24 protein-coding genes and 1 pseudogene are annotated in these 19908 nt (G+C 59.1%); 17 read left to right on the top strand and 8 right to left on the bottom strand.

From position 1 onward, the window contains the following. The first annotated feature begins 110 nt into the window (after positions 1 to 110). The 5 genes from H9L14_RS13615 (at position 111) to H9L14_RS16255 (ending at position 6695) form a co-directional block, all read left to right on the top strand. The gene (locus tag H9L14_RS13615; RefSeq protein ID WP_187708522.1) at positions 111 to 704 is read left to right on the top strand and encodes an energy transducer TonB; all 594 of its coding nucleotides are present in this window, start codon (positions 111 to 113) and stop codon (positions 702 to 704) included. Positions 705 to 1183: 479 nt separating this feature from the next. Beyond that, positions 1184 to 2014, top strand: a complete 831-nt coding sequence (locus H9L14_RS13610; RefSeq protein ID WP_425506913.1) for a UDP-2,3-diacylglucosamine diphosphatase — start codon at positions 1184 to 1186, stop codon at positions 2012 to 2014. Between the two features lie 7 nt (positions 2015 to 2021). After that, a complete protein-coding gene (locus H9L14_RS13605) occupies positions 2022 to 3086 on the top strand; it encodes a glycosyltransferase family 4 protein (protein ID WP_187708521.1) in 1065 nt (354 codons plus the stop codon). A gap of 176 nt (positions 3087 to 3262) precedes the next feature. Next, complete coding sequence (locus H9L14_RS13600; RefSeq protein WP_187708520.1) at positions 3263 to 3844, top strand: esterase/lipase family protein; 582 nt, start codon at positions 3263 to 3265, stop codon at positions 3842 to 3844. 856 nt (positions 3845 to 4700) lie between these two features. Then, on the top strand, positions 4701 to 6695 hold the full coding sequence (locus H9L14_RS16255) for a hypothetical protein (protein ID WP_246444213.1): 1995 nt from the start codon (positions 4701 to 4703) through the stop codon (positions 6693 to 6695). A gap of 235 nt (positions 6696 to 6930) precedes the next feature. Here H9L14_RS16255 and H9L14_RS16780 read toward each other — a convergent pair whose 3' ends face one another. Both H9L14_RS16780 and H9L14_RS13585 read right to left on the bottom strand, forming a co-directional pair. Then, complete coding sequence (locus H9L14_RS16780; RefSeq protein ID WP_187709990.1) at positions 6931 to 7437, bottom strand: CHAD domain-containing protein; 507 nt, start codon at positions 7435 to 7437, stop codon at positions 6931 to 6933. Beyond that, the gene (locus H9L14_RS13585; protein WP_187708519.1) at positions 7409 to 8377 is read right to left on the bottom strand and encodes a CYTH domain-containing protein; all 969 of its coding nucleotides are present in this window, start codon (positions 8375 to 8377) and stop codon (positions 7409 to 7411) included. The genes H9L14_RS16780 and H9L14_RS13585 overlap by 29 nt, the downstream gene beginning before the upstream one ends. Before the next feature lie 580 nt (positions 8378 to 8957). Between H9L14_RS13585 and H9L14_RS13580 the strand changes: the two genes are divergently transcribed. The 8 genes from H9L14_RS13580 (at position 8958) to H9L14_RS13545 (ending at position 13225) form a co-directional block, all read left to right on the top strand. After that, positions 8958 to 9389 carry an NUDIX hydrolase gene (locus H9L14_RS13580; RefSeq protein WP_187709989.1) on the top strand — a complete coding sequence of 144 codons (432 nt, stop codon included), beginning with the start codon at positions 8958 to 8960 and terminating at the stop codon, positions 9387 to 9389. A gap of 18 nt (positions 9390 to 9407) precedes the next feature. Further along, a complete protein-coding gene (locus H9L14_RS13575) occupies positions 9408 to 10154 on the top strand; it encodes a ParA family protein (RefSeq protein ID WP_187708518.1) in 747 nt (248 codons plus the stop codon). Between the two features lie 411 nt (positions 10155 to 10565). After that, complete coding sequence (locus tag H9L14_RS13570) at positions 10566 to 10811, top strand: hypothetical protein (protein ID WP_222949847.1); 246 nt, start codon at positions 10566 to 10568, stop codon at positions 10809 to 10811. Next, positions 10808 to 11011: a helix-turn-helix transcriptional regulator gene (locus tag H9L14_RS13565; protein WP_425506885.1), complete on the top strand. Its 204-nt coding sequence runs from the start codon at positions 10808 to 10810 to the stop codon at positions 11009 to 11011. The genes H9L14_RS13570 and H9L14_RS13565 overlap by 4 nt, the downstream gene beginning before the upstream one ends. 193 nt (positions 11012 to 11204) lie before the next feature. Next, complete coding sequence (locus tag H9L14_RS13560; RefSeq protein ID WP_187708516.1) at positions 11205 to 11843, top strand: hypothetical protein; 639 nt, start codon at positions 11205 to 11207, stop codon at positions 11841 to 11843. Positions 11844 to 11883: 40 nt separating this feature from the next. Continuing rightward, positions 11884 to 12231, top strand: a complete 348-nt coding sequence (locus H9L14_RS13555) for a hypothetical protein (RefSeq protein ID WP_187708515.1) — start codon at positions 11884 to 11886, stop codon at positions 12229 to 12231. Beyond that, positions 12228 to 12620 carry an MAPEG family protein gene (locus H9L14_RS13550; RefSeq protein ID WP_187708514.1) on the top strand — a complete coding sequence of 131 codons (393 nt, stop codon included), beginning with the start codon at positions 12228 to 12230 and terminating at the stop codon, positions 12618 to 12620. The genes H9L14_RS13555 and H9L14_RS13550 overlap by 4 nt, the downstream gene beginning before the upstream one ends. 104 nt (positions 12621 to 12724) lie before the next feature. Then, entirely contained in the window at positions 12725 to 13225 is a 501-nt protein-coding gene (locus H9L14_RS13545; protein ID WP_222949846.1) for an arsenate reductase ArsC, read from the top strand. A 44-nt stretch (positions 13226 to 13269) separates the two neighbouring features. On the opposite strand, the gene H9L14_RS13540 is transcribed toward H9L14_RS13545, so the two are convergent. Further along, entirely contained in the window at positions 13270 to 13566 is a 297-nt protein-coding gene (locus H9L14_RS13540) for a hypothetical protein (RefSeq protein ID WP_187708512.1), read from the bottom strand. Between the two features lie 98 nt (positions 13567 to 13664). Here H9L14_RS13540 and H9L14_RS13535 point away from each other — a divergent pair, with 98 nt between their 5' ends. Beyond that, positions 13665 to 14117, top strand: coding sequence for a DUF6869 domain-containing protein (locus H9L14_RS13535; protein ID WP_187708511.1), 453 nt, complete (start codon positions 13665 to 13667; stop codon positions 14115 to 14117). A gap of 43 nt (positions 14118 to 14160) precedes the next feature. Here H9L14_RS13535 and H9L14_RS13530 read toward each other — a convergent pair whose 3' ends face one another. Both H9L14_RS13530 and H9L14_RS16775 read right to left on the bottom strand, forming a co-directional pair. Further along, entirely contained in the window at positions 14161 to 14790 is a 630-nt protein-coding gene (locus H9L14_RS13530; RefSeq protein ID WP_246444643.1) for an MmyB family transcriptional regulator, read from the bottom strand. Between the two features lie 12 nt (positions 14791 to 14802). Beyond that, positions 14803 to 14997 (bottom strand): annotated as a pseudogene (locus tag H9L14_RS16775) (helix-turn-helix domain-containing protein); the annotation flags it as partial. A 110-nt stretch (positions 14998 to 15107) separates the two neighbouring features. On the opposite strand from H9L14_RS16775, the gene H9L14_RS13525 reads away from it, so the two are divergent. Together H9L14_RS13525 and H9L14_RS13520 are read left to right on the top strand one after the other, a co-directional pair. Continuing rightward, positions 15108 to 15500: a hypothetical protein gene (locus H9L14_RS13525; protein ID WP_187708509.1), complete on the top strand. Its 393-nt coding sequence runs from the start codon at positions 15108 to 15110 to the stop codon at positions 15498 to 15500. A 260-nt stretch (positions 15501 to 15760) separates the two neighbouring features. Beyond that, positions 15761 to 16171: a hypothetical protein gene (locus H9L14_RS13520; RefSeq protein WP_187708508.1), complete on the top strand. Its 411-nt coding sequence runs from the start codon at positions 15761 to 15763 to the stop codon at positions 16169 to 16171. Between the two features lie 340 nt (positions 16172 to 16511). On the opposite strand, the gene H9L14_RS13515 is transcribed toward H9L14_RS13520, so the two are convergent. Both H9L14_RS13515 and H9L14_RS13510 read right to left on the bottom strand, forming a co-directional pair. Continuing rightward, on the bottom strand, positions 16512 to 17180 hold the full coding sequence (locus H9L14_RS13515; RefSeq protein ID WP_187708507.1) for a hypothetical protein: 669 nt from the start codon (positions 17178 to 17180) through the stop codon (positions 16512 to 16514). Continuing rightward, complete coding sequence (locus tag H9L14_RS13510; protein WP_187708506.1) at positions 17177 to 17512, bottom strand: hypothetical protein; 336 nt, start codon at positions 17510 to 17512, stop codon at positions 17177 to 17179. Before H9L14_RS13510 ends, H9L14_RS13515 begins: the two co-directional genes overlap by 4 nt. 540 nt (positions 17513 to 18052) lie before the next feature. On the opposite strand from H9L14_RS13510, the gene H9L14_RS13505 reads away from it, so the two are divergent. After that, positions 18053 to 19153, top strand: a complete 1101-nt coding sequence (locus H9L14_RS13505) for a tyrosine-type recombinase/integrase (RefSeq protein WP_187708505.1) — start codon at positions 18053 to 18055, stop codon at positions 19151 to 19153. Positions 19154 to 19205: 52 nt separating this feature from the next. On the opposite strand, the gene H9L14_RS13500 is transcribed toward H9L14_RS13505, so the two are convergent. After that, positions 19206 to 19838, bottom strand: a complete 633-nt coding sequence (locus H9L14_RS13500) for an alpha/beta hydrolase (RefSeq protein WP_222949845.1) — start codon at positions 19836 to 19838, stop codon at positions 19206 to 19208. Positions 19839 to 19908: the final 70 nt, after the last annotated feature.

The following is a 19908-nucleotide window of genomic DNA, read 5'->3' as shown; positions in this document are numbered from 1 at the left end:
TTATGGAAATGGTGACGACGCGCAATGTCCGCTTTCGACCCAAAGCTGACATTAGAAGCTAGAAGCTGACGCATATCGACAATGGCTGAGACCAATGCAAACTTGAACGCATGATCTGGGTTGCACTTGCCGCTCAATTGAGCGCTCCGGTTCCCATCGATTTCCTCAAGTGGTGGTCGCCCGATGACATGCCGGCCTACCACCAGATCAACGGGGTCACGCGCTGGCTGACCTATCGAGTCACGGTGAAGCCCGACGGCTCAATCCAGGCTTGCGACGTCGAGATCAGCAGCAATGACAGTTACCTCGACAGTCTGTCTTGCAACATCATCAAAAAGCGTGCGAAGCTGGCACCGGCGAAGTGGACCGACGGATCACCCGTCCAGGGTGTCTTTCGAGCCGGAGTGACATGGGCGGTCGGAGACGATCCGCCTCCGAACCTCAGGCCGCCTGACGTTACGGTTAAAGTAGACCAAATTCCCAAAGGGGCTCGCTCGTCGGGCTATGCCAAGGTGATGTTCGCCGTTGATGAACACGGTCGCGTTTCTGATTGCGTGGAATATCCTGAAAACGAGCGGCCGGAACTGGTCGATGCAGCCTGTCAGGCAGTGATTGAGAGCTACAAAGCCACAGCGGCCGCAGGACCGAATGGCTACGCCGTACGGTCGGTTCAAAACGCTGAAGTTAAGGTATCGAAGAAGTGACTGCCGTAGCGATGGCGAACCAATTCGTTCGACTCGATTTGAGCAAGCGCCAATGTCCGCTTTCCACCCATTGCGGACACTACAGGCAGCTGCTGCCGAAGAAGCAAGCGAACACGATTATCCCGTAAAGAGCCAGCGCAACTAAGAAGGGTAGCGTTATTAGGAGCCAACGCCTTTGGCGCTTTCTGTGCGCCAGGAATACTCCCAGCAAGGATGCCAAAAGAAAAACGATGAAGGCGAACGTGAACATTTTTGTCTCAATCGCAGGGAGGCGTTAATGTCGTCTTTCCACCCAAAGCGGACATTCGCGGAATAATCACGGGCAAGCGATAAGGCGCCATAAGACTGTAGCAGTCACGCAACTCGGCTGACACGGCCCAGACCTACTCTGTTCCATATCAAGGAGGCGGGAGGGTGCCGTGTCCAACAGTCTGCCGAATGATCTGATCGTAGGTCGGAGTGCTTCCGCTGCAGGGCGACTGACGCCTAAGTGGATTGAGGAACCCATTCACTTCGAACCTCATCGCCCAAGACTAGTATTCCGCACCGTCTGGATCTCCGACACGCATCTTGGGACTCCTGGATGCAATGCGGAGATACTGCTCGACTTCCTCAAGGCGATCGAGTGCGAAACCCTTTACCTCGTCGGCGACATCATCGACGGCTGGCAGCTGCGAAAGGGTTGGTACTGGCCGCCACGCCACAACGATATCGTCCGTTGCGTGTTGAAGATGGCGAAGCATGGAACGCGGGTCATCTATGTTCCCGGTAATCACGATGAAGTCTTCCGCGACTATATCGGGCTTCACTTTGGCGGCGTCGAAATCCTGCCCGAAGCTGTGCACGTCACGGCAGATGGGCGGACTCTGCTAATCGTCCATGGCGACGAATTTGACGGCGTCGTCCTCTATGCGCGCTGGCTCGCGTTCCTTGGCGACAGCGCATACTCAATGCTGCTCAAGCTGAACGCTGCTCTCAACCGCTGCCGCCGGATGATAGGCAAGCCTTACTGGTCGCTGTCAGGCCTCCTGAAAAAGAAGGTCAAGAATGCCGTCCAGTTCATTTCCAGCTTCGAGGAGGCTGTCGCACGTGCGGCGTTCGAACGCGGCGCTAACGGCGTCGTCTGCGGCCACATTCACACTGCCGAGGTCCGTCAGATCGGCGACGTCACTTATTACAATGATGGGGACTGGGTGGAGAGCTGCACCGCTCTGGTTGAGCACGCAGACGGGCAGATGGAGATTCTCAACTGGGCCGAGCGCAAACGGAACGAAGCTAGCGCGGCAGCCCCCATCCCTCGAATCAGCTAGCCGCAGCGTGAGGATCGCGATCGCTACCGACGCCTGGCGTCCGCAGGTAAATGGAGTCGTACGGTCGCTCGATACGACCGTCGAGCATCTGCAGCGCCGCGGACATGAGGTGGTCGTCATCGAGCCGGGCATGTTCCGGACTATCCCGTGTCCGACTTATTCCGAAATTCGCCTCGCGATCGCTTGCGGGCGGCAGGTTTCCGCAATGCTCGACCGGATCGCACCTGACCGTATTCATGTCTCGACCGAAGGTCCGATCGGCTGGGCGACACGCAGCTGGTGCTTGAAGCGCAATCGTCAATTCACGACCGCATTCCATACGCGCTTTCCCGACTATGTTTCGATCCGGACAGGCATTCCGGCCGAATGGATCTGGAAGGTGATGCGGCGTTTTCACGGCGCGGCGGAACGCACGTTCTCGGCGACAGCAACGCTTGAGAGGGAACTCAACCGGCACGGAATTGCGCAAACACATCTTTGGCCGCGTGGTGTGGACCTCGACCAGTTCAGCCCCCACATCTGTCCGCATCCTGCATTGTTCAGGCTTCCTCGGCCGCTGCTGCTCAACGTCGGGCGGGTATCAGTAGAAAAGAACATTGGGGCTTTTCTCGACTGCAATGTGCCCGGAACGAAGGTCGTAGTCGGTGATGGGCCAGCGCTCGAAAGCCTGTCGCGGCGTTACCCCAAAGTTGTCTTCATGGGCGCGATGCACGGCGCGGAGTTGGCGTCTTGCTATACGGCGGCGGACGTATTTGTGTTCCCAAGCCGGACGGATACGTTTGGATTGGTCAATATCGAGGCATTGGCATGCGGCGTGCCGGTCGCTGCATATCCCGTTCCAGGGCCGCTCGACATTATCGGAGAAGACGGCCGAGGCGTTCATGACGGGTCTCGTCGAATTGGGGCGCTCGATGAAGATTTGGGCGCCGCAATCCATCTCGCTCTCACCGCCGACCGGGGCGCCGCGGTCGCTGAAGGTCGGCGTTACTCTTGGGAGCATTGCACAGACCTGTTCGAAACAGGCCTCGCAAGCGAAACATCGCAACGCACTCCCGTTCGCGAAGCGGCCTAGGTAAGCGTTTTGCCAATCTGGGGAGCCGATGAGACTCGGTGAGGAGATCGACGCAAAGTCATGAGCCGGCGTGGGAGGGGGACGACGCCCCACCATCTCAAGGAAATTGGGGCGAGCTCCTCTGGAACTTCGGCCGGATGATTGGCACATTCCGGAAACGAGGTCCGCTCGGCCCGTTGCACGGACAGCCTGTGCTGGTGATCCCGGGCTTCCTCTGTAGTGATCAGACCACGTTTTCCCTTCGACGCGAACTCGCTCGCGCGGGATTCAGGGTTCATGGCTGGAAGCAAGGATGGAACTTCGGCGCAAAGCCGGACACGATCGAGATTCTTGCAGCAAGGGTCGATGGCCTTGGCCACGATCGGCCAATAGTCATTGTGGGCTGGAGTCTTGGGGGTCTCTATGCTCGCGAGTATGCCCGTTATTACGCTGCAAACGTAAGGGCGGTCATAACCCTCGGCACCCCTTTCTCCGGTCATCCAAAGCAGAACAATGTCTGGCGGCTGTACGAGTGGGTAGCCAATCACAAGGTCGATGATCCACCGATTCCGCGGATCACTGATAAGCCGCCCGTTCCACACCTCGCGATTTGGTCCAGGCGCGATGGGCTGATCGCACCCCGGGCAGCACGAGGGCTTGATCATGAGCGCGACGCGCAGGCCGAGCTTGATTGCCATCATATGGCATTTGCAATCTCTCCCAGAGCGGCGCGCGATGTGGTGAGGGAAGTCGAACAGTTCCTGGAAAGTCGCGAATGATACCTTTCGTCTCGCAACTTTCATCCATCGGTCATGGCTGCGCCTTGGTTTTGACTGAGAAGAGTCTCGCAGCGCGTCCGCAAGCGAGGAGCTGGGGTTGGAGCACTGGGTCGAAATTTTGAGGCGATGGGTTCGCCTGCCGGTTTCGGTCATGGCCTTGGTCGTTGAGGGTGCTCTGCATATCTTGTTCGTCTTCGGGCCGGAGGTCGCATTTCTTTGTTTGCTATTGCGAATTGGTGGCCCGAGACCCTCTGCGGACTGATAAATGATTTGAATATTGGGGAAATCGGATTGTTCTAATGAGCAATAAGACTGTCGTGCTGGTCGCCCTTTTAGCTTGCTCTTGCGCGAAGGGGGCGCCGGAACCAGTAGCGCCTCCGCCTCAAAGAGTGGCTGAGCTCGCAGGCCGACTGCCGGTGAAAAGTCAACGCTGCATCGGGGTCGAATCGGGTCGGGTCTTCCGCATTTCGAACTCGGATCCCCACGTCCTTCTTTATGAGGAGGACAAGGTGATTTGGGTTAGCACCCTAGAGGACAGTTGCGGATTTTCGCCGGGTCAGACGGTGATCCCGGATTCCAATGCTGCCTATTACTGTAAGGGCGACCTTGTCCGATCTGGTGAGCAGGTCACTCTTCTTCCGTTCGGACGCATATGCGCTCTCGGAAATTTCACTGCTTTCAAGTTTGGGCGTTAGGCGCGCCGTCAGGAGCGGATTCTCTTGGCGATGAGTGAAGTTTCGAATTGCACCTCGCCTCCAACTTTCATCATTCGGTCTCGCGCGTGTCACCTGTCCGAACGGCGATCTGAAATCGCCCGTCCGTAGCTAATCTGCTTTCCAAGCAGAGGAGTAAGGCGATGCCTACCGGTCCTTCCACCACCGTTGATCCGTTCCTGCTCGCTTCCGAGCCCAACGTGCGAATCGTTTCGATCGCTACGACTGGTGATGCTCTGCCGGGCGACGGCGTGTTCGGTGGAATCCCGGATGGCATCGGCGCATTCGACAATGGCGACGGCACGATCACCGTGCTCGTCAACCACGAGCTGGGGTCGAGCGCTGGACTGGTGCGCGACCACGGATCGACCGGCGCCTACGTCGACAAGCTCATTATCGATGCGAATACCCTACAGGTCGTCGGCGCTGACGATCTCATCAAGACGGTGATGAAATGGGACGACGCGACCGACAGCTATGTGAACGCGACGACCGCCTTCAACCGCTTTTGTTCGGGCGACTTGCCGGCGACTTCAGCACTCTTCAATTCGGCGGATGGCCTGGGCACTCAGGTGCGAATCTATCTTACCGGCGAGGAGAACACGCCCGAAGGTCGTGCGACCGCAACGATCGTCACCGGTGCGAACGCCGGAACGATCTACGAGCTTCCTTCTCTTGGCAATCTCGCGTTCGAGAACATCGTCGCGAACCCCTACGCGCAAGACAAGACGATCATTGCCGTAAGTGACGATAGCAGTCCTCCGAACGGCAACGGCCAGGTGTACATTTACGTCGGCCAGAAGCAGTCGACGGGCACCGAGATCGAGAAAGCGGGCCTTTCGGGAGGCGATTTCTACGGCATCAAGGTCACTGGGGTGACCGCCGAGTCAAATGGCAGCCCGATAAGCGGCAGCTTCACTCTCAACGAAATCGGAGCCAGCGGCGACGTCAGCAACATGACGGGCGCCCAGATCGAGGCGGAGAGCAATGCGGAAGGCGTCACGGCTTTCCTGCGGCCGGAAGATTTCGCTTGGGATCCGGACAATCCAAGCGTCGCCTACTTTACGACGACGAACAGCTTCTCCGGCGTCTCGCGTGTCTATCAGCTGACGTTCAACGATATCACCAATCCGACGACCGGCGGTACAATCAAGGCCGTAGTCGAGAGCGACGATCTCGGCGGCCACATGTTCGACAATCTGACGGTCGCAGACGGCAAAGTCATCGTCCAGGAGGATCCGGGCAATAACGCCTATGTCGCCCGGGTCTGGGAATATGACATCGCGAGCGGTGCCGTCAGCGAATTGGCCCGCTTCAACCCGGCGCAGTTCGTTGTCGGTGGAGCGAACTTCATCACTCAGGACGAAGAAAGTTCCGGCGTCGTCGATGTCACGTCGCTCCTCGGCGACGGCGACACGCGAGCCTATCTACTCGACGCTCAGGTTCACGCTGCAACGGGGAATCCGGCCACCGTCGAACAGGGCCAGCTGCTTGTCATGTATGTCGACGATCCATTCCTGATCGGTGGAAACGACAACGACAATCTGTTCGGAAGCGCTGCTGACGAGACGCTCCGCGGCAACAACGGCGACGATTGGGCACGGGCCGGTTCAGGGAACGACCTAGTCTATGGCGGCAATGGCAGCGACCATCTCTCGGGTGACGCAGGCAACGACCAGCTCAATGGCGATAATGGCTCGGACGAGCTGATTGGCGGAACCGGCAATGACCAATTGAGGGGCGGAAACGGTCCCGATTATTTCGTCTTCGATAATCGAGCCGAAACCGGGAACGACCGGATCGTCGACCTAGGCAACCCGGACCACCTCCTGACGACGGTGCAGCTTGCCGATGGGAACGGCGACGGGATCATCGAGCTTGGCGCCGGCGGGACGCTCGGCCTCTTCGGCTCAAGCAGCGTGGAGATCACGGGGGCGACCGCCCTTCGTTATTCGGGAACGACCGAGCTCGATGGAGCAACCTATTATTCCTACGACCTTGCGGGCGCATCCGCCTCGCCAAAAGCGGCTGTTCGGGTATCCGGCAACCTGGATTCGCTGCACTTGATCGATGACTCGGTTATCGTACTAAACGCGAACTTCGGCCACGTGTTTGGCGCTTACGACCATCTGCTCTAATCGGCGAATTACGGGGGAGGGAAGCCTCCCCGCAGCCTTCGGCAACGCTATCGCTAACTTTGGGTAAGGTCTTCCACCGCAGCAGAGTGCGTATCTGCACGCCGGGGTTCGTTACTGGAATGCTCGACAAAAGCATGCCCCCGCAACGGGCCCCGCTTTCTTCTCCGCGCCAGTGACTTGCTCGAACATCGTCAGGGCTACGGGATTGCGATCGTGCTGCTCCGGTGACCGGGGATTAGCTTTTCCAGAAGAGCGGTTGGCGTTTCAGATGTTTGAAGCGTGTCTCGACCGTCTTGAGCTGCCGCGATCGAGTGGTCATTTCCATTCTGCCCATCTCGCCAAGACCAAAGTAGGCAACAATTCGCCGACTGACTATCTCGTCGTGGATCAGGCCGAGACAATCCTGCATCTTCTCCAACGAGGAACCGAACTTGCTAACCTGTTTCCTGGCAAACAGCGGCGCAAAGAAGTCCACGGCATATCGCATCCTCTTGAGGCTTATCCGAAGCCGATGAAGTCGCGTCGGCCCTAGGTCGCCTAGCCCTTTGCCCTTCCGTAAGACTTTTCTCCAGGCGGCGTTGAGCCGACGGGTTGCGAACTTTTCGATGGAAGCCGACGCGGCATCCTTCCGCCAGTTTGCCGAGACGGTCCATTCGACAAGGTCCAAGAGCATATCGCGAGACCTTTGAGCCATCAGCGTCCCGATAACTTGGTCATATGCCTTGTCGCGGGCCGCCGTCAGCTTCCGGCGGGCGTTCGCACTTAACTCGGCCCGTGAGTGTCCAGGAAAACGTCGAGATTGCGAGCATCACCGAAGGGGCAATGAATCCGCGCAATTCCTCGCGGAGCGGTTCGAGCGATCCCTGCTGAATCGCCGGCCTAAAGAAAGTGAACGCCGACCGAAGGCGCCTTATTGCGACGCGTGCCTGGTGAAGCGCGTGCGGATCGCGTTGCTCGATTATCAGCGTTTCGTTGAGGCGAAAATGCCGAATGCATTCATAAACGATCGTTGCAAACGCCTGCCCGGCATCCATCTTCTTACGGAGATCAATTGCTCTCGCCTTGTGTTCGTGACCAAAGGCGCCTCTTGCGAGCATCCGGCCCCGCTCTTCCTTGCTGAGAACACCAACGTGAAGCGGGACCACCCGGCCAAGCTCCTGAGCGATTGCGAATAGCGAAGCTTGCTTCCCTTGCCTCAATTCGAGCTCGAGCTCGTGGAGAGGGGCCTCTTTGCCATCGGCGCGAATGGACCCGGAGTCCAAGGCTACCTCGACTATGCTGCCATCGCGATTGATCAGCCAGGTCGTGCGTTCGACCTCGGACCAAACCACAGGCTTGGCGTCGCGGGTCAGTTTCTTTATCTTGCCCAGAGGCGTCTGTCTCAGAGCGTCTGGATCGGGAGCGATTTGCTCGACCCGCGCTTCCCACTCTCTCCGATCGAATAGACCGGCAGATCCCCCGTTCGTCTTGACCGTCTGTGTGAAGCTATTGCCGTCATCGCGCACGCGGAGCGAATAGCCTGCCCGATACGCGTCGCTGTCGTCCGTATCGAAATAGATCGATCTTTGGACCTTGGTTCGATGATCCGTTTTCGACAGGAGAGGGTGGCGACGGGCCTTCTTGGCTGCGCGACCGTCTAGTTCAAACTTGAGCTCGACCTCCCCGTTGGTTCCGTGCTTCATCGACGCCCAATTCGCAAACGGCTTGAGGCGTTCCTATACAGGGTTAGCGGTACCCTGTATCGAAGCATCCATGACGACGAGCCAATCGAACGTCTGCGCGGCCGGAGACTGCTCAAAAGAGGCAGTGATCAAGGATTCAGGTAGCGCCTACTGCGGAAACCATGCGCTTCAACGACACCGAATCCGCGTTAGAAACGGAACGCGCACCAAACATCTTGAGCGCTACGAACGGTGATCTCCAGAGCGTGGTCCACACGAGGTTCTTCCAGTTTTCGACGTCCTATGCCTAGCAAGGATGCGACGCCGAAGGAGTGCCAGCAATTGCCGTCGATTTTTCGGAAACTCGCCAAAGAGACCCTGGAACGCGAAAGGGCCGCGAGGTTCTTCCAAATCGCGCGGGAATACGAACCGGCAGTCGAGCGGCCGGAAACGCCCGTCTCCGCCGGACATTCCGCGCTTAGCGAGGCCTAAGGAAGACAATTGTTGCGCGGACGTCAGTAGTAATCGTTCTGTCCCAAAACTTCCTCAGATTTGGACGTGGTTGACGGCGCGATGAGTCGCGAGGAGTGTCGAAGTGGTAATGCAAACGGGAGCTTTGCCGTGGCGTCTAACTAAGGGCCACAAGCCAGAGGTTCTGTTGGTCACTGCCCGCCGATCTGGCCGCTGGACGATACCCAAAGGTTGGCCGATGATCGGCAAGTCGATGGCCGATGCAGCTGCCGTCGAAGCCTTTGAGGAGGCAGGGATCAAGGGCATTGTCCGCAAGAAGCCACTTGGGAGCTTCCGGCACACAAAGCGAAATTGGCTCGGTAACGTAGAAGTGGACGTTCTCGTCCATCCATTTGCCGTCGAAATCGAACTGGAGGATTGGCCTGAAAGAGGTCAACGAGAACGGCGCTGGTTTGCTCTCAAAGAGGCTGCGTCACTGGTAGAATCTGGCGAACTCCAGGCCTTGTTGGTTGGGCTTGATCGAGAGATCAAAACCGGAAGGTTTCAATCAGGCCCAGCCTAGCGCAGAGCGGTTTTTTGAATGGCAGCAATTGGAATCTATAGCGCCAAGGGAGGTGTGGGAAAGACCACACTCGCGGTGAATCTCGCATGGGCGAGCGCAGTATTGTACCACCGTCGCACTCTACTTTGGGATCTCGATCCTCAAGGTGGGGCGTCGTACATTCTCAGGCAGCAAAGCGCGGGTAGTGACCTATGCTCGCGGATCGTCGAAAAAGACGATCTGCCATCGATGGCCAGACGAACAGGCTATAAGAAACTTGATATCCTCCCATCCGATCCATCTCTTCGAAACTTAGAGCGTCGATTCCAGGATCTTGGAAAACGGCGGCGGCTAGCGAAAGCCACCGCTGACTTATCGCGAGACTACGACAGAATCATCGTGGACTGCTCGCCCGGCCTGACCGAAACGTCGGAGCAGATCATGCGAGCAATGGACCTGATCCTTGTACCAGTAATTCCAGCGGCTCTGTCGAGACGAGCGCTCGACGTGATCAGCGAACATCTCCGGAGGACGAAGGGCCCACAAGTTAGATTGATTCCACTCTTTTCAATGGTCGATCGGCGACGACAAATTCATATCCGGGAGTTGGAAGAACATCCCAATTGGCCGGTCATTCCAATGGCGAGCGCGTTTGAACGCGTTAGCGAGGAGCGGGCGCCGATAGGCGAGCTTCTGCCCCGATACTCAATGCCGGTGGAAATCACGGCACTCCTATGGCGGAAGGTCGAGCGAGTGCTTGCCGACCTTCGTTCGGCATCGCGCTAAATTCCTCGCGCCTCAACCAGGCCCTCCGCTGACGCTGCAATGCGCCTTTCGAAATTGTTCACGGATGCTCTGAGGGCTGCAAAGATGGACAATGGAATGCAGGAGCGGATTAAGTATGTCAGGTTTAGTTGACAGCTCCTTTGATCCCGCGTATGTCAGGTATTCCTGACACTAAGGGAGAGCGTCATGCTTTTCTATCGAGCCTCGAACGGTCCACGCGAACTATCTATACCGCTCCTCCGAGTTCTGACGGCAACGTCACTTGTCACCTATCCGGCTGGTGCTTTGCTCTTGGCGACCGGACCTGACACACTTGCGAACAGCATTGCAGGCTTTGGGTTGGTTTCCGCGGGTTTGGTCTCATGCATGCCCGTCTTCAGTTCTTCAATTCAGCGAATAGTGGGAGAAGAAGTGAAGGCGCTCGACGAGTTCGAGCTTCGGCTCCGTGGCCGCGCCATGGGTCTCGCGTATGCGATCTTCACTGGACTAGCCCTCGTATCAGTCCTCTATTCCGCCATTGCGGCCGACAAGGGCTTCTGGTTCCCCAGCACGTACGACGAGTTTAATGGCGTGTTCTGGGGCGTGTTTCTTTACGCTGCAGTTCTTCCGGCGGCGATCTTGAGCTGGCTCGTTGACCAGTCCTTCAACCAAGAGTGATCCGCACGTTGAGAAACAGCGTAAGAGAACTGCGCCTTCAGCGTGGGTTGAGTCAGGCTGAGTTAGGCGAACGTCTCGCCGTCTCCCGGCAAGCCGTCAACGCCATCGAGAACGGCAAGCATGACCCGTCGTTGTCGCTCGCGTTCAAGATCTCGCGCTTGTTCGAGCGCCCGCTGGAAGCGATCTTCGGGGACGAATGAATATGCTGGCCATTTGGCGGTGGAACCCACCATGGCCCTAAGGCCATCTGGATTGGCTAAAGGCAGCGGAGCAATCCGAGGGGATGCCCCTGAAGATCATCCTTCTGGTCCTCGCGCTGACGCAGGCGGGGCGCCATTGCTTCTCTTCTTCGACGGCTTCGATAAGGGAGCGGGGCGTCCACCAACACCCATAGTGCCCGCGAATTACGCGTTCACGATTTGGGGAATCATTTACGGGCTTGGGGTCGTGTACTCGGGAGCGCAGTTCTTTTCGACGCGCGTCAGCCCATTGCTGCAGCGCATCTTCTTGCCAGCGAGTTGTCTATTCCTGCTGTCGACCGTCTGGCTCCTGTTCGCGAGGTTCGGCCCATTCTGGGGAACCGTTCCAACCATTCTGGCGATGCTCGGATTGGCCGTTTACGCCCTTCTCGCTGTTAGTCCGGACGATGATGAGTCCCGGGCATTCGCCGACTGGCTGGCGCTTCCACTGTTCGGCCTCTACGCCGGATGGCTGACCATTGCGGTTTTCGCCAACTTCACGGAGATCGCCGTCGATCTAGGCTTTCCGTTTTGGGGCTTAAGTTTGCCGGCCTGGACTATGCTGGCGCTCGCCACGGGAACCGTGCTTGCCGCTTGTGTCGCTTCAGCGTCGCGCGGCAATGCATCTTACGCAGCGGCGATTGTCTGGGCATTGATCGCAATTGCCGTTGCGAACAGCCGTGAATGCCGGTGGACGATAGTGACGGTGAGCCTCGTCGGTGCTGCTATCGTGACGGGCTGGACCTATGCAGCTCGAAGGCGCGCAGCGCGACTTCCGGCAGCAGCGGCATAAAATGGAAATAGCCAGCCTATTGTTGCGCACCGCATACCTGGTGAACATCGCTATACTCGTACCAGTCGTGGCCACTCTGTGGTTCGGCCCGGCCCAGCGGATCCTAGGGCCAGAGGTCGTTGGGTCGCGCATGCTTCGGCTGCTGATCGCAGCGCTATGGGCCGGGATTTTGGTCTGCTCGGCGATCGGGTTGGCTTGGCCCAGAGCGATGGCGGGCGTTCTAGTCCTACAGGTCGTCTACAAGTCGCTCTGGCTTGCGACGGCGGCCGCCAATGCGTGGCGCGCGGGCGAGCCGATCCCGTGGGGGCCGACGATTACTTTCATCGCGATTGTGCTCACCTGGCCGATCGTGTTGTTCCTCAGCTGGCCAAGCCTGCTCCAAGGATGACGCACCAGCTCCCAATTACGGCGATTTACGCTGTCCCGCTGGCCTTGCTGTTCTTGGTCCTGAGCGTCCGGATCATTCTCATCCGCCGACACAAGCGAATAGCGTTTGGATCGGGCGGGGATCCAGATCTAGAACGGCGTGTCCGGATCCACGACAATTTCGCCGAATATACGCCCTTCGCACTCTTGCTTCTAACGCTTGCCGAAAGCGCTGGCAGCCCGCCATTGTGGCTGCATCTCGCTGGCTCGTCCCTTGTGATTGGCCGGTTCGCTCACGCCATTGGACTCTCCCGACCAAGTACAGATGACCTGGGGCGGATCGTCGGGATGACCGGATCGCAAACATCAATCCTGATCACGGCCATTCTGCTGTTGATGACTTGGTCGTGAGAAATATCGAGCCGAATGTGCGTGTGGGGTGGAATGCAGACAATGGCGGTCACGTGGTTGTCATTATGCCGTGCCAAGGGGCTACCGAAAATGGGGCCGCCACGATGGAAACCTATAACGTCCTGTTCCTTTGCACAGGCAACTCCGCTCGCTCCATCCTCGCGGAAGCTATCTTGAACAAGGAAGGCGCAGGCCGCTTCCGAGCCTTCTCGGCGGGCAGCTATCCAAAGGGCCGAGTCCATCCCGAAGCTCTCCGGCTCCTGGACGAGTTTGGTTTTCCGACGGGCGGGTATCGCTCCAAGAGTTGGGACGAGTTCGCAACCGAAAATGCGCCCCCGCTCGATTTTGTGTTCACCGTTTGCGACAACGCGGCAGGCGAGATTTGCCCCGTTTGGCCTGGACAGCCGATGACGGCTCATTGGGGCATTGAAGACCCTGCGGCAATCGAAGGCGAGCGCCAGGCAGAGGCGTTCCGCAATGCTTTCTACGCCCTTCAGCGGCGCATCGGGTTGTTCCTTGCTCTCCCGTTGGAGAGCATCGATGAGATGAGCTTGAAAACCCATTTGCGAGAGATTGGCAGGACTAGCGACCAAGACGCTGCCTAGACCAAAGCCTCGAATGTCCGGAATGGGTGGAAAGCTGCCATTAGCTACTCGGTCGCTAGCTCCGCTTTGGCAGCGCCGGCGGCTTGGCGTATCTGCTCCTCACTCCGGTAGTTCGGAATGCGTGCTCGCTCCTCCGGAAACGGTGAGAAGTAGACGACTTCATCGAAGAGCCGTTTGAAGGCAGTTTCTTCTCGCGGCGTCAGATCGCGCTGGTCAACGTCGAGGTTGAACGCTTGTTCGAAGTTGTCACAGAACAGCGTGGTGTCGATCCTGCCACCGAGATAATCGGTAAGCAGCTTGTGGAGCACTTCACTGCCCTTCCAGAGCGGCTGTAGCGTCATCCATCCAGCATCAGACAATCCGCCAATGTCCGCAATGGGTGGAAATCTGACTCTTGCCGTAGAAGGTTTCGAAACCTCCTTTGCTTACGTGCTGATACATGCCCGACAAGCGATACTCGGATGAACTTGAACATGCGTTGGCTCGGCATGACACCGACGAGATGATCCAACAACTCGACGCATATGCCGCTTATTTCGCGGCGGGTGAGGGTGAATGGACGGACGATTTTTCAGAGATAATAACCTGCCATTCCGACGATCCTGAAAAGGCTCTCGCATATGTGGCGCTAGGTGCTTCGCGGTCCGATGAGCCGGTGTTCTTGGCGCAGCTTGCGTGTGGACCACTCGAAGACGTGTTACGCGACCCTTCCTCGGAGCTTTTGGCTCGGATCGTAGCGGAAGCACGAAAGTCTGCGCGATTTCGTTGGTTACTCAGCCATCCGTTCAAAGTCGCGGTGTCGGACGAGGCTTGGGCAGCAATCGAGAGATTTCGAATGACTGGTCCCCATGAAGAGCCATCGCCCGACTCTCTGCCGCCGAGATCATCCTAAAAGGCTTCACGACGTAATGTCTGCTTTGGGTCGAGAGCGGACGCTAGCCGCCATCCGTTTGCAGCCGATAAGCCCCCTCACGACCTTTATCAGCCGCCGCACCATTGTATTTCGTGAGCCTCTCGGCAGTTGGAGCGTCGGCGGGGAAGAAACTCTCGATCGTGATTTCCGAAAGGGTGACGTCGTTGGCAGTGCCAAATATGGTTGTGGTCGAGAGGAACGAGAGCTTGCCTAGTGGAGAACTGAAGATCAGAGGCGACACGAAGTCCGACAAAGTATGTGGGTTGTCGGAAGCCGGCGCAGGGTAACTCCTCAATTCCTCCAGAAGTTCTTCAAGCCTGGAATCTGCGCTAGCGCGCACTTGCTGGCCGAGGCGATGCAGAACGTGCGCTTTCCACTCCGACAGATTGAGTATCCGTCCGGCGAGACCGTCTGGGTGCAAGCTTAAACGGAGCACGTTGGCATTCGGCGAGAGCAAATAATCGGCTGCACCCACCATCAAATGTTGAACCGCGGCGTTCGCGTGAAGCAGGTTCCAGTAACGGTCCACCGCCAAAGCCGGAAACGGCATGTGGCAATCAATGATCCGTTCGACCGCCGCGCGTGCTGCGCTGAGGACCGGGTCATCGAATGCTCGCTGCGGATAGTCAGGCGCGAAACCGGCTGCCAGCAAGAGGCTATTCCTCTCGCGGAGGGGAAGTTCGAGCGTTTCAGCAATCCGTAGGACCATATTGCGTGAGGGCATTGAGCGGCCGGTCTCAATGAAGCTCAGATGTCGGCTGCTGATCTCCGCTTCCAGGGCAAGATCCAGCTGGCTCATGCGCCGCCGCTTTCGCCAGTTCTTGAGCTGGTCGCCGAGCAGTTTGTCGTGAGCGGTCATAGCTCCTTCTCGTCGAGAGGACTTCTGGGCGCCATTACTTCCCAGGTAATGGATTGCCGACCGTAAGTCGCAGATTTTGCTCCACGCATTAGTCGTAAGGAGATTGGATCATGCAACTTTCATCGTTTCTGCGCACTGTCTTGAAGCTGGATGCTGCAAGCTGCCTCGCGATGGCAGCGTCGCTGATCGGCACGGCTGACTTGCTCAGCCCGCTTTTCGGGCTTCCCATCGCTATGCTGACCGAGGCGGCGATTCTGCTCGTTCTCGTCGGCCTCTTCATTCTTTGGCTGGGGACACGCGAGCGGAGTTCACCCACGCTGGTGCGAGTTGTCGTGTTCGGCAACGTTGGTTGGGCAGCCGCCAGCTTCGTCTCGCTCGGACTAGTCCCAAGCATTACCGGCTTGGGCTTGGCGGCCGTCTGCGGGCAGGCGGTCGCGGTGCTAGCCCTCGCAGCGCTTGAGTGGCGTGGACTGCGTGAGTCCCTTTGGGCCTCGCCAGCCTAGAGACGTCAGGGGAACTGCCTGTCACTAATCGCAATGTAGGCCCGGGCTTGAATGTGCCCGGGCCAGACATGCGCGGTTCTGAATGTCTTCTTTGGGTGGAAAACTGACATTCGGCTCTGTTCCGCAAACCTCTTTCTTCGACCGCGCCTTCGTAGAAAACCTCATCGGTCCGTCGAAACCAAAGCTTCGACCTCACTGAACCGGCTATGGTCCAACGATTCCACGTGAAGCAGGACGGTTTATTGGAAGGAGCAATGACAATGGCAAACAGCTGGGTCAAAGCCGCGCGAAGCGCAGCCGGGATCGTGATTGGCTATTTGGTCTTCGTGGCCGGTGCGTGGTTCGTACAGGAAGCCGTACTAGGTGGGGTCGGCTACCATGACAGCCTGAACACCATAGCTCTTGCCGGAGTCTTGACGCCGGTGGCAGCGGCGGCTGGTGCGATCGTCACCGTGAGCATCGCCGGCAGGCATCCCTGGCTGCATATCATGCCTATGTTCATACTGATCGGCGTGGAAACGACCTATCTTTATACACAGGGACGCGTCGATGGTCCGCTATGGTTCGAAGTCGCAGCGGGAGCCTCGCTGATCGCAGGTGGCGTGATCGGAGCCCTGATTTGGCAAGTCCTGTCGAAGCGGCTTTGGAGGCCCGAAACAGTTGGATCCTAATGTCCGCTTTGGGTCGAAACCGGACATTAGAATTCACGCCCAAGGCAGCTCCGATCGACCAAGTTCACGAAGGGCTTTGTTCGGTTTGGGAGGTTTCGCGAAGACCTTTGCAAACTCGATGCTTTGCGCCTCGTCGAGGTGAAGGATGACTAGTTGAGCCAGGGCATCGCGAAGGCTGCGACGAGGCCCAACAAGAAGGTAGTGGGAGTTCAGCGTGGCGACGACATTTCCCTGTTTCGCCGAACGAGGCGCAAGCAAGGGAGAGGTTTGGACCAGGCGGCCGTCGGGCCAGCGCTTCTTCTTGTCTCCGAAGACTCTCCCCACGAGCGTTGCGAACCCTTCAAACCTTTGAACAGCCCAATCTCGCAGTTCGGCATCGTGGTACACCATCGACATCGCTCCCTCGGGTGTCCCGCTCAATTCCCGGCGGCCTCCGCCCGCAAGTGCAGGCGGACGTTCCGAAGCGCGGGCAAGCCCCCTCAATCATCGTGACCAGCGCGGACCTGCCGTCGAATAGCGGTCCCTTGTTCGGCGCGCGGATCCATCGGTCGGCGGCCTCCCGCGGCAGGATCGCGTTCAGGGCGATGAAGATATCAAGGAGAATGGCGCCCCGCTCCAACGTTTCCGGCGAAACGTCCTGAAAGGGCTGGCCGCGGAGCGCTTGGAGGTCGGCAGCGCTTTCCAAGCCCATCAGCGCGAGCTTCTCCTCTTCAGTCAGCCTCCAGGCGCTCGCGACGCAGTCGATCATGAAGAAGAACGAGCCCGTCGAAGGATTGGTCTGGGAAAAGCCGCGCTTTCCAGCTTCGAGTTCGAACCGGTCGAACACGGCCTGCCGCGCGGCCTTGCGGAAACCCTTGAGGAGCATCCCGGCAAACAGCAGGTGGTTGCCCGACGCAACGACTTCCTCGAGGCTGACCCTTCCGCCACGCTGCGCAAGCCATTCGTCCCAATCGCGCAGTGGATCGTCGCTAGTTTTTGCGATCGACGGTCTCCGGGATTTTGGCTTCATCTTGGGGAGGTATCTCGGTTGCCATTCGGACCGAGCCAATCGCCGGTGCGGTGCTTCTCGTCGACGTGGTTATCTGAGAGAGCGCTGGAGAGCCGCGGGACCCATTCGTTGAGGGGCTTATTGTTGAGGTCGTGGAGACGATCGAAGATGACGTACGGCGTCCATCCGCCACGGCTTCGCAGTTCGTAACGATCGTAGCCTTTCCACCCCAGCATAGAGATCTGGATGGAGGAAGCTGATTCGAGCGGGCTTTCGTCGAGAAAGCTTGCGTAGCGCTCGAGCGCATCGCGCAGGTCGGTGAGTTCGATCTCAGCTGGAAAGTAGAACAGCACCCCAGTTCTCCTTCGAGTTTGGGGCGCCGGCGCAAAGCCGGGTGCTGCTAAGCCTGGGCTGTCGCTCCAGGACCGCCGCCTTTAGGCGAACCCTGGACATGCGCGGCGGCCACCCGGCCACGAAGCTCGCGACCGGTCGACAGCACCGAGGGGTTAGCAGGCCCCACCACCGCCTTTTACGGTGGCGGAAGCAGCGTCGCAGATGCTCGTCGGACGCGCAAGATGCATCCACAAAGACCCAGATTCGGGCTCTCGGAAGCCCATTCTGTCCCATTGCGTGCCGCGCGTCACATTTCGCGCAAGTCGCTGAAACGCAGCGGTTTTAATGGCTATTTTCGTTACGGATACGATACGAACTGGCCGTTTTGCGGAACGATTTCGGCAAAATCGTTCGCGATTTTCGGGGTCGACTCCGACACCGGTTTTTGGGCCCGATTTCCGGCTGAACGGAGATAGGACGATAATGACCCTTATCGCCTTTACTGGTGATTATCGTCCTATTACCCGGACCGCCGTTTCGCCGCGTTCATGGAGCCGCCAATGGCCGCTGCTTTGCCCGTTGCCGAACCGGCTCCCGGCGCCCCGGTTGCGCCCGCCGACGGCTTCCGTGCCGACCTGCTGCGCGCGGCGTTCGGCCCCGAGGTCCCCGGCGAGACCGTCCACCGCACCATCGCCGCCTTCGCCGGCGCCGCCTCGCCCAACACGCTGCGCGCGCTGCGCTCCGACCTCAAGCACATCGACGCGTTCCAGCAGCGCCGCGGCCGCCCGGCGTTGCCGCTGGCGCCGGGCGACTGCTTCATCCTCGTCGACGAGCGCGCCCGCGCCGGCAGCGCCAAGGCGTCGATCGACCGCCTGGTCGCCTCGGCGGTGCGCCTCCATCAGCTCGCCGGCCTGCCCTCCCCGGTCGACGACACGGTGCGCTGGAAGCTCAAGGAGATCCGCAAAGCCGACACCCGGCCGGTCCGCCAGGCACTGGGGCTGCGGATCAAGGGCGAGGTGGGCGACGTCCACACCGACGCGCCTCACCCTATCTCGTTGCTGGCACTGCTCGAGAGCATTCCCGCCAACCCCGCCGGCCTGCGCGACCGCGCCCTGCTGTCGTGCGCCTACGACGCCGGGCTGAGGCGCTCGGAAGTGGTCCGGGCGCGGGTCGAGCATTTCGAGCCGCTGCCGAGCGGCGAAGCGGCGCTGTTCCTGCCGCGCTCGAAGACCGACCAGGAAGGCGAGGGCGCGCGGGTGTGGATGTCGGCCCGGACGATGCACCACGTCGCAGTGTGGCAGGAGGCCGCCGAACTAACAGCGGGCTACGTATTCCAATCGTTATCGTACCGTATCTCGCCGCGCGGGCACCTGCACGAAAGCGCCGTCGCCAAGATCCTCAAGCAACGGCTCGCCGCGCATTTGGCGCCGATGGTTGAACGCGGCGAGCTGTCGCAGGCCGAGGCGGACAAGATCGTGGAGGAGATGTCGGCGCACTCGCTGCGCGTCGGCTGCGACCAGGACCTGTTCGCCGCCGGGGTCGACATCGGCGCAATCATGCAGGGTTTGCGCTGGACGTCGCCACGGCAGCCGCTGGCCTACGCCAGGCACCTGGCTCCCGCGTCATCGAAGCTCGCCGCGGTGATGCGCAACGTCCGATAAGCGCCCTTCTCAGACGCTCACAGACCGGTCGCTCTAGCCCGCGAGCGGACGTTCATCGCGTTGCTGCTTGGGCCTTCATCGCGGCCTGTTCGATCACGTCTGCTACCGCCTTTGGTTGAGTGAGGAACACGACATGGCTGCCCTTGACCTCGGTGGTGACGGCTCCAATCCGTCGCGCCGTGCTGCGCAGCAGCCTTGGATCAATTGCTCCGTCTTGCGTGGCCACCACCGCCCAGCTTGGCTTTGTCTTCCACGCCGCGAACGTCACCTTGGCCTTCAATGCCGCCATAGCGATCGGGACCTGGCTATCCCGCAGAAATGCCGCGACGTCGTTGCTTGCGTCTCCTGCAAAGCCAGCCTTGAACTTGTCCCTGTTGAGAGTCGCGAACCCATCAGCCGATTCTTCCGGGACAAAGTTCGGCGGGGGAGCGACTTCTGCATATTGGTCGAGGGTCGACTGGCCGACCTCTGGAGCGAAGGCTGCGACATAAACGAGCCCGACTACTTTCGGGTCACCGCCCGCCTGAGTGATCACGCTTCCGCCATAGCTGTGGCCAACGAGAATAGTCGGCCCGTCCTGGCGGGCGAGCACTCGCTTCGTTGCGACCACGTCATCATCGAATGAAGTGAGCGGGTTTTGCACGATGCTGACACGGAAACCGCGAGACGTCAGCTCATCATACACGCCCTCCAACCTGATCCGTCGGCGAAGGCACCATGGACAAGCACGACATTCTTGGCCGTCTGCCCGTTGG

The organism is Sphingomonas sediminicola, from assembly GCF_014489515.1.
GTDB classification, from domain to species: Bacteria; Pseudomonadota; Alphaproteobacteria; order Sphingomonadales; family Sphingomonadaceae; genus Sphingomicrobium; species Sphingomicrobium sediminicola.
Note: the sequence above shows the minus strand (reverse complement) of the source record. Positions and strands in the feature narration are given on the sequence as shown.

Coding starts and splice junctions, on each gene's coding strand:
- H9L14_RS13545 (WP_222949846.1), top strand. CDS start 12,725: ATGGAAACCTATAACGTCCTGTTCCTTTGCACAGGCAACTCCGCTCGC.
- H9L14_RS13520 (WP_187708508.1), top strand. CDS start 15,761: ATGGCAAACAGCTGGGTCAAAGCCGCGCGAAGCGCAGCCGGGATCGTG.
- H9L14_RS13585 (WP_187708519.1), bottom strand. CDS start 8,377: ATGAAGCACGGAACCAACGGGGAGGTCGAGCTCAAGTTTGAACTAGAC.
- H9L14_RS13525 (WP_187708509.1), top strand. CDS start 15,108: ATGCAACTTTCATCGTTTCTGCGCACTGTCTTGAAGCTGGATGCTGCA.
- H9L14_RS13615 (WP_187708522.1), top strand. CDS start 111: ATGATCTGGGTTGCACTTGCCGCTCAATTGAGCGCTCCGGTTCCCATC.
- H9L14_RS13575 (WP_187708518.1), top strand. CDS start 9,408: ATGGCAGCAATTGGAATCTATAGCGCCAAGGGAGGTGTGGGAAAGACC.
- H9L14_RS13535 (WP_187708511.1), top strand. CDS start 13,665: ATGCCCGACAAGCGATACTCGGATGAACTTGAACATGCGTTGGCTCGG.
- H9L14_RS16255 (WP_246444213.1), top strand. CDS start 4,701: ATGCCTACCGGTCCTTCCACCACCGTTGATCCGTTCCTGCTCGCTTCC.
- H9L14_RS13540 (WP_187708512.1), bottom strand. CDS start 13,566: ATGACGCTACAGCCGCTCTGGAAGGGCAGTGAAGTGCTCCACAAGCTG.
- H9L14_RS13515 (WP_187708507.1), bottom strand. CDS start 17,180: ATGAAGCCAAAATCCCGGAGACCGTCGATCGCAAAAACTAGCGACGAT.
- H9L14_RS13550 (WP_187708514.1), top strand. CDS start 12,228: ATGACGCACCAGCTCCCAATTACGGCGATTTACGCTGTCCCGCTGGCC.
- H9L14_RS13505 (WP_187708505.1), top strand. CDS start 18,053: ATGGCCGCTGCTTTGCCCGTTGCCGAACCGGCTCCCGGCGCCCCGGTT.
- H9L14_RS13580 (WP_187709989.1), top strand. CDS start 8,958: ATGCAAACGGGAGCTTTGCCGTGGCGTCTAACTAAGGGCCACAAGCCA.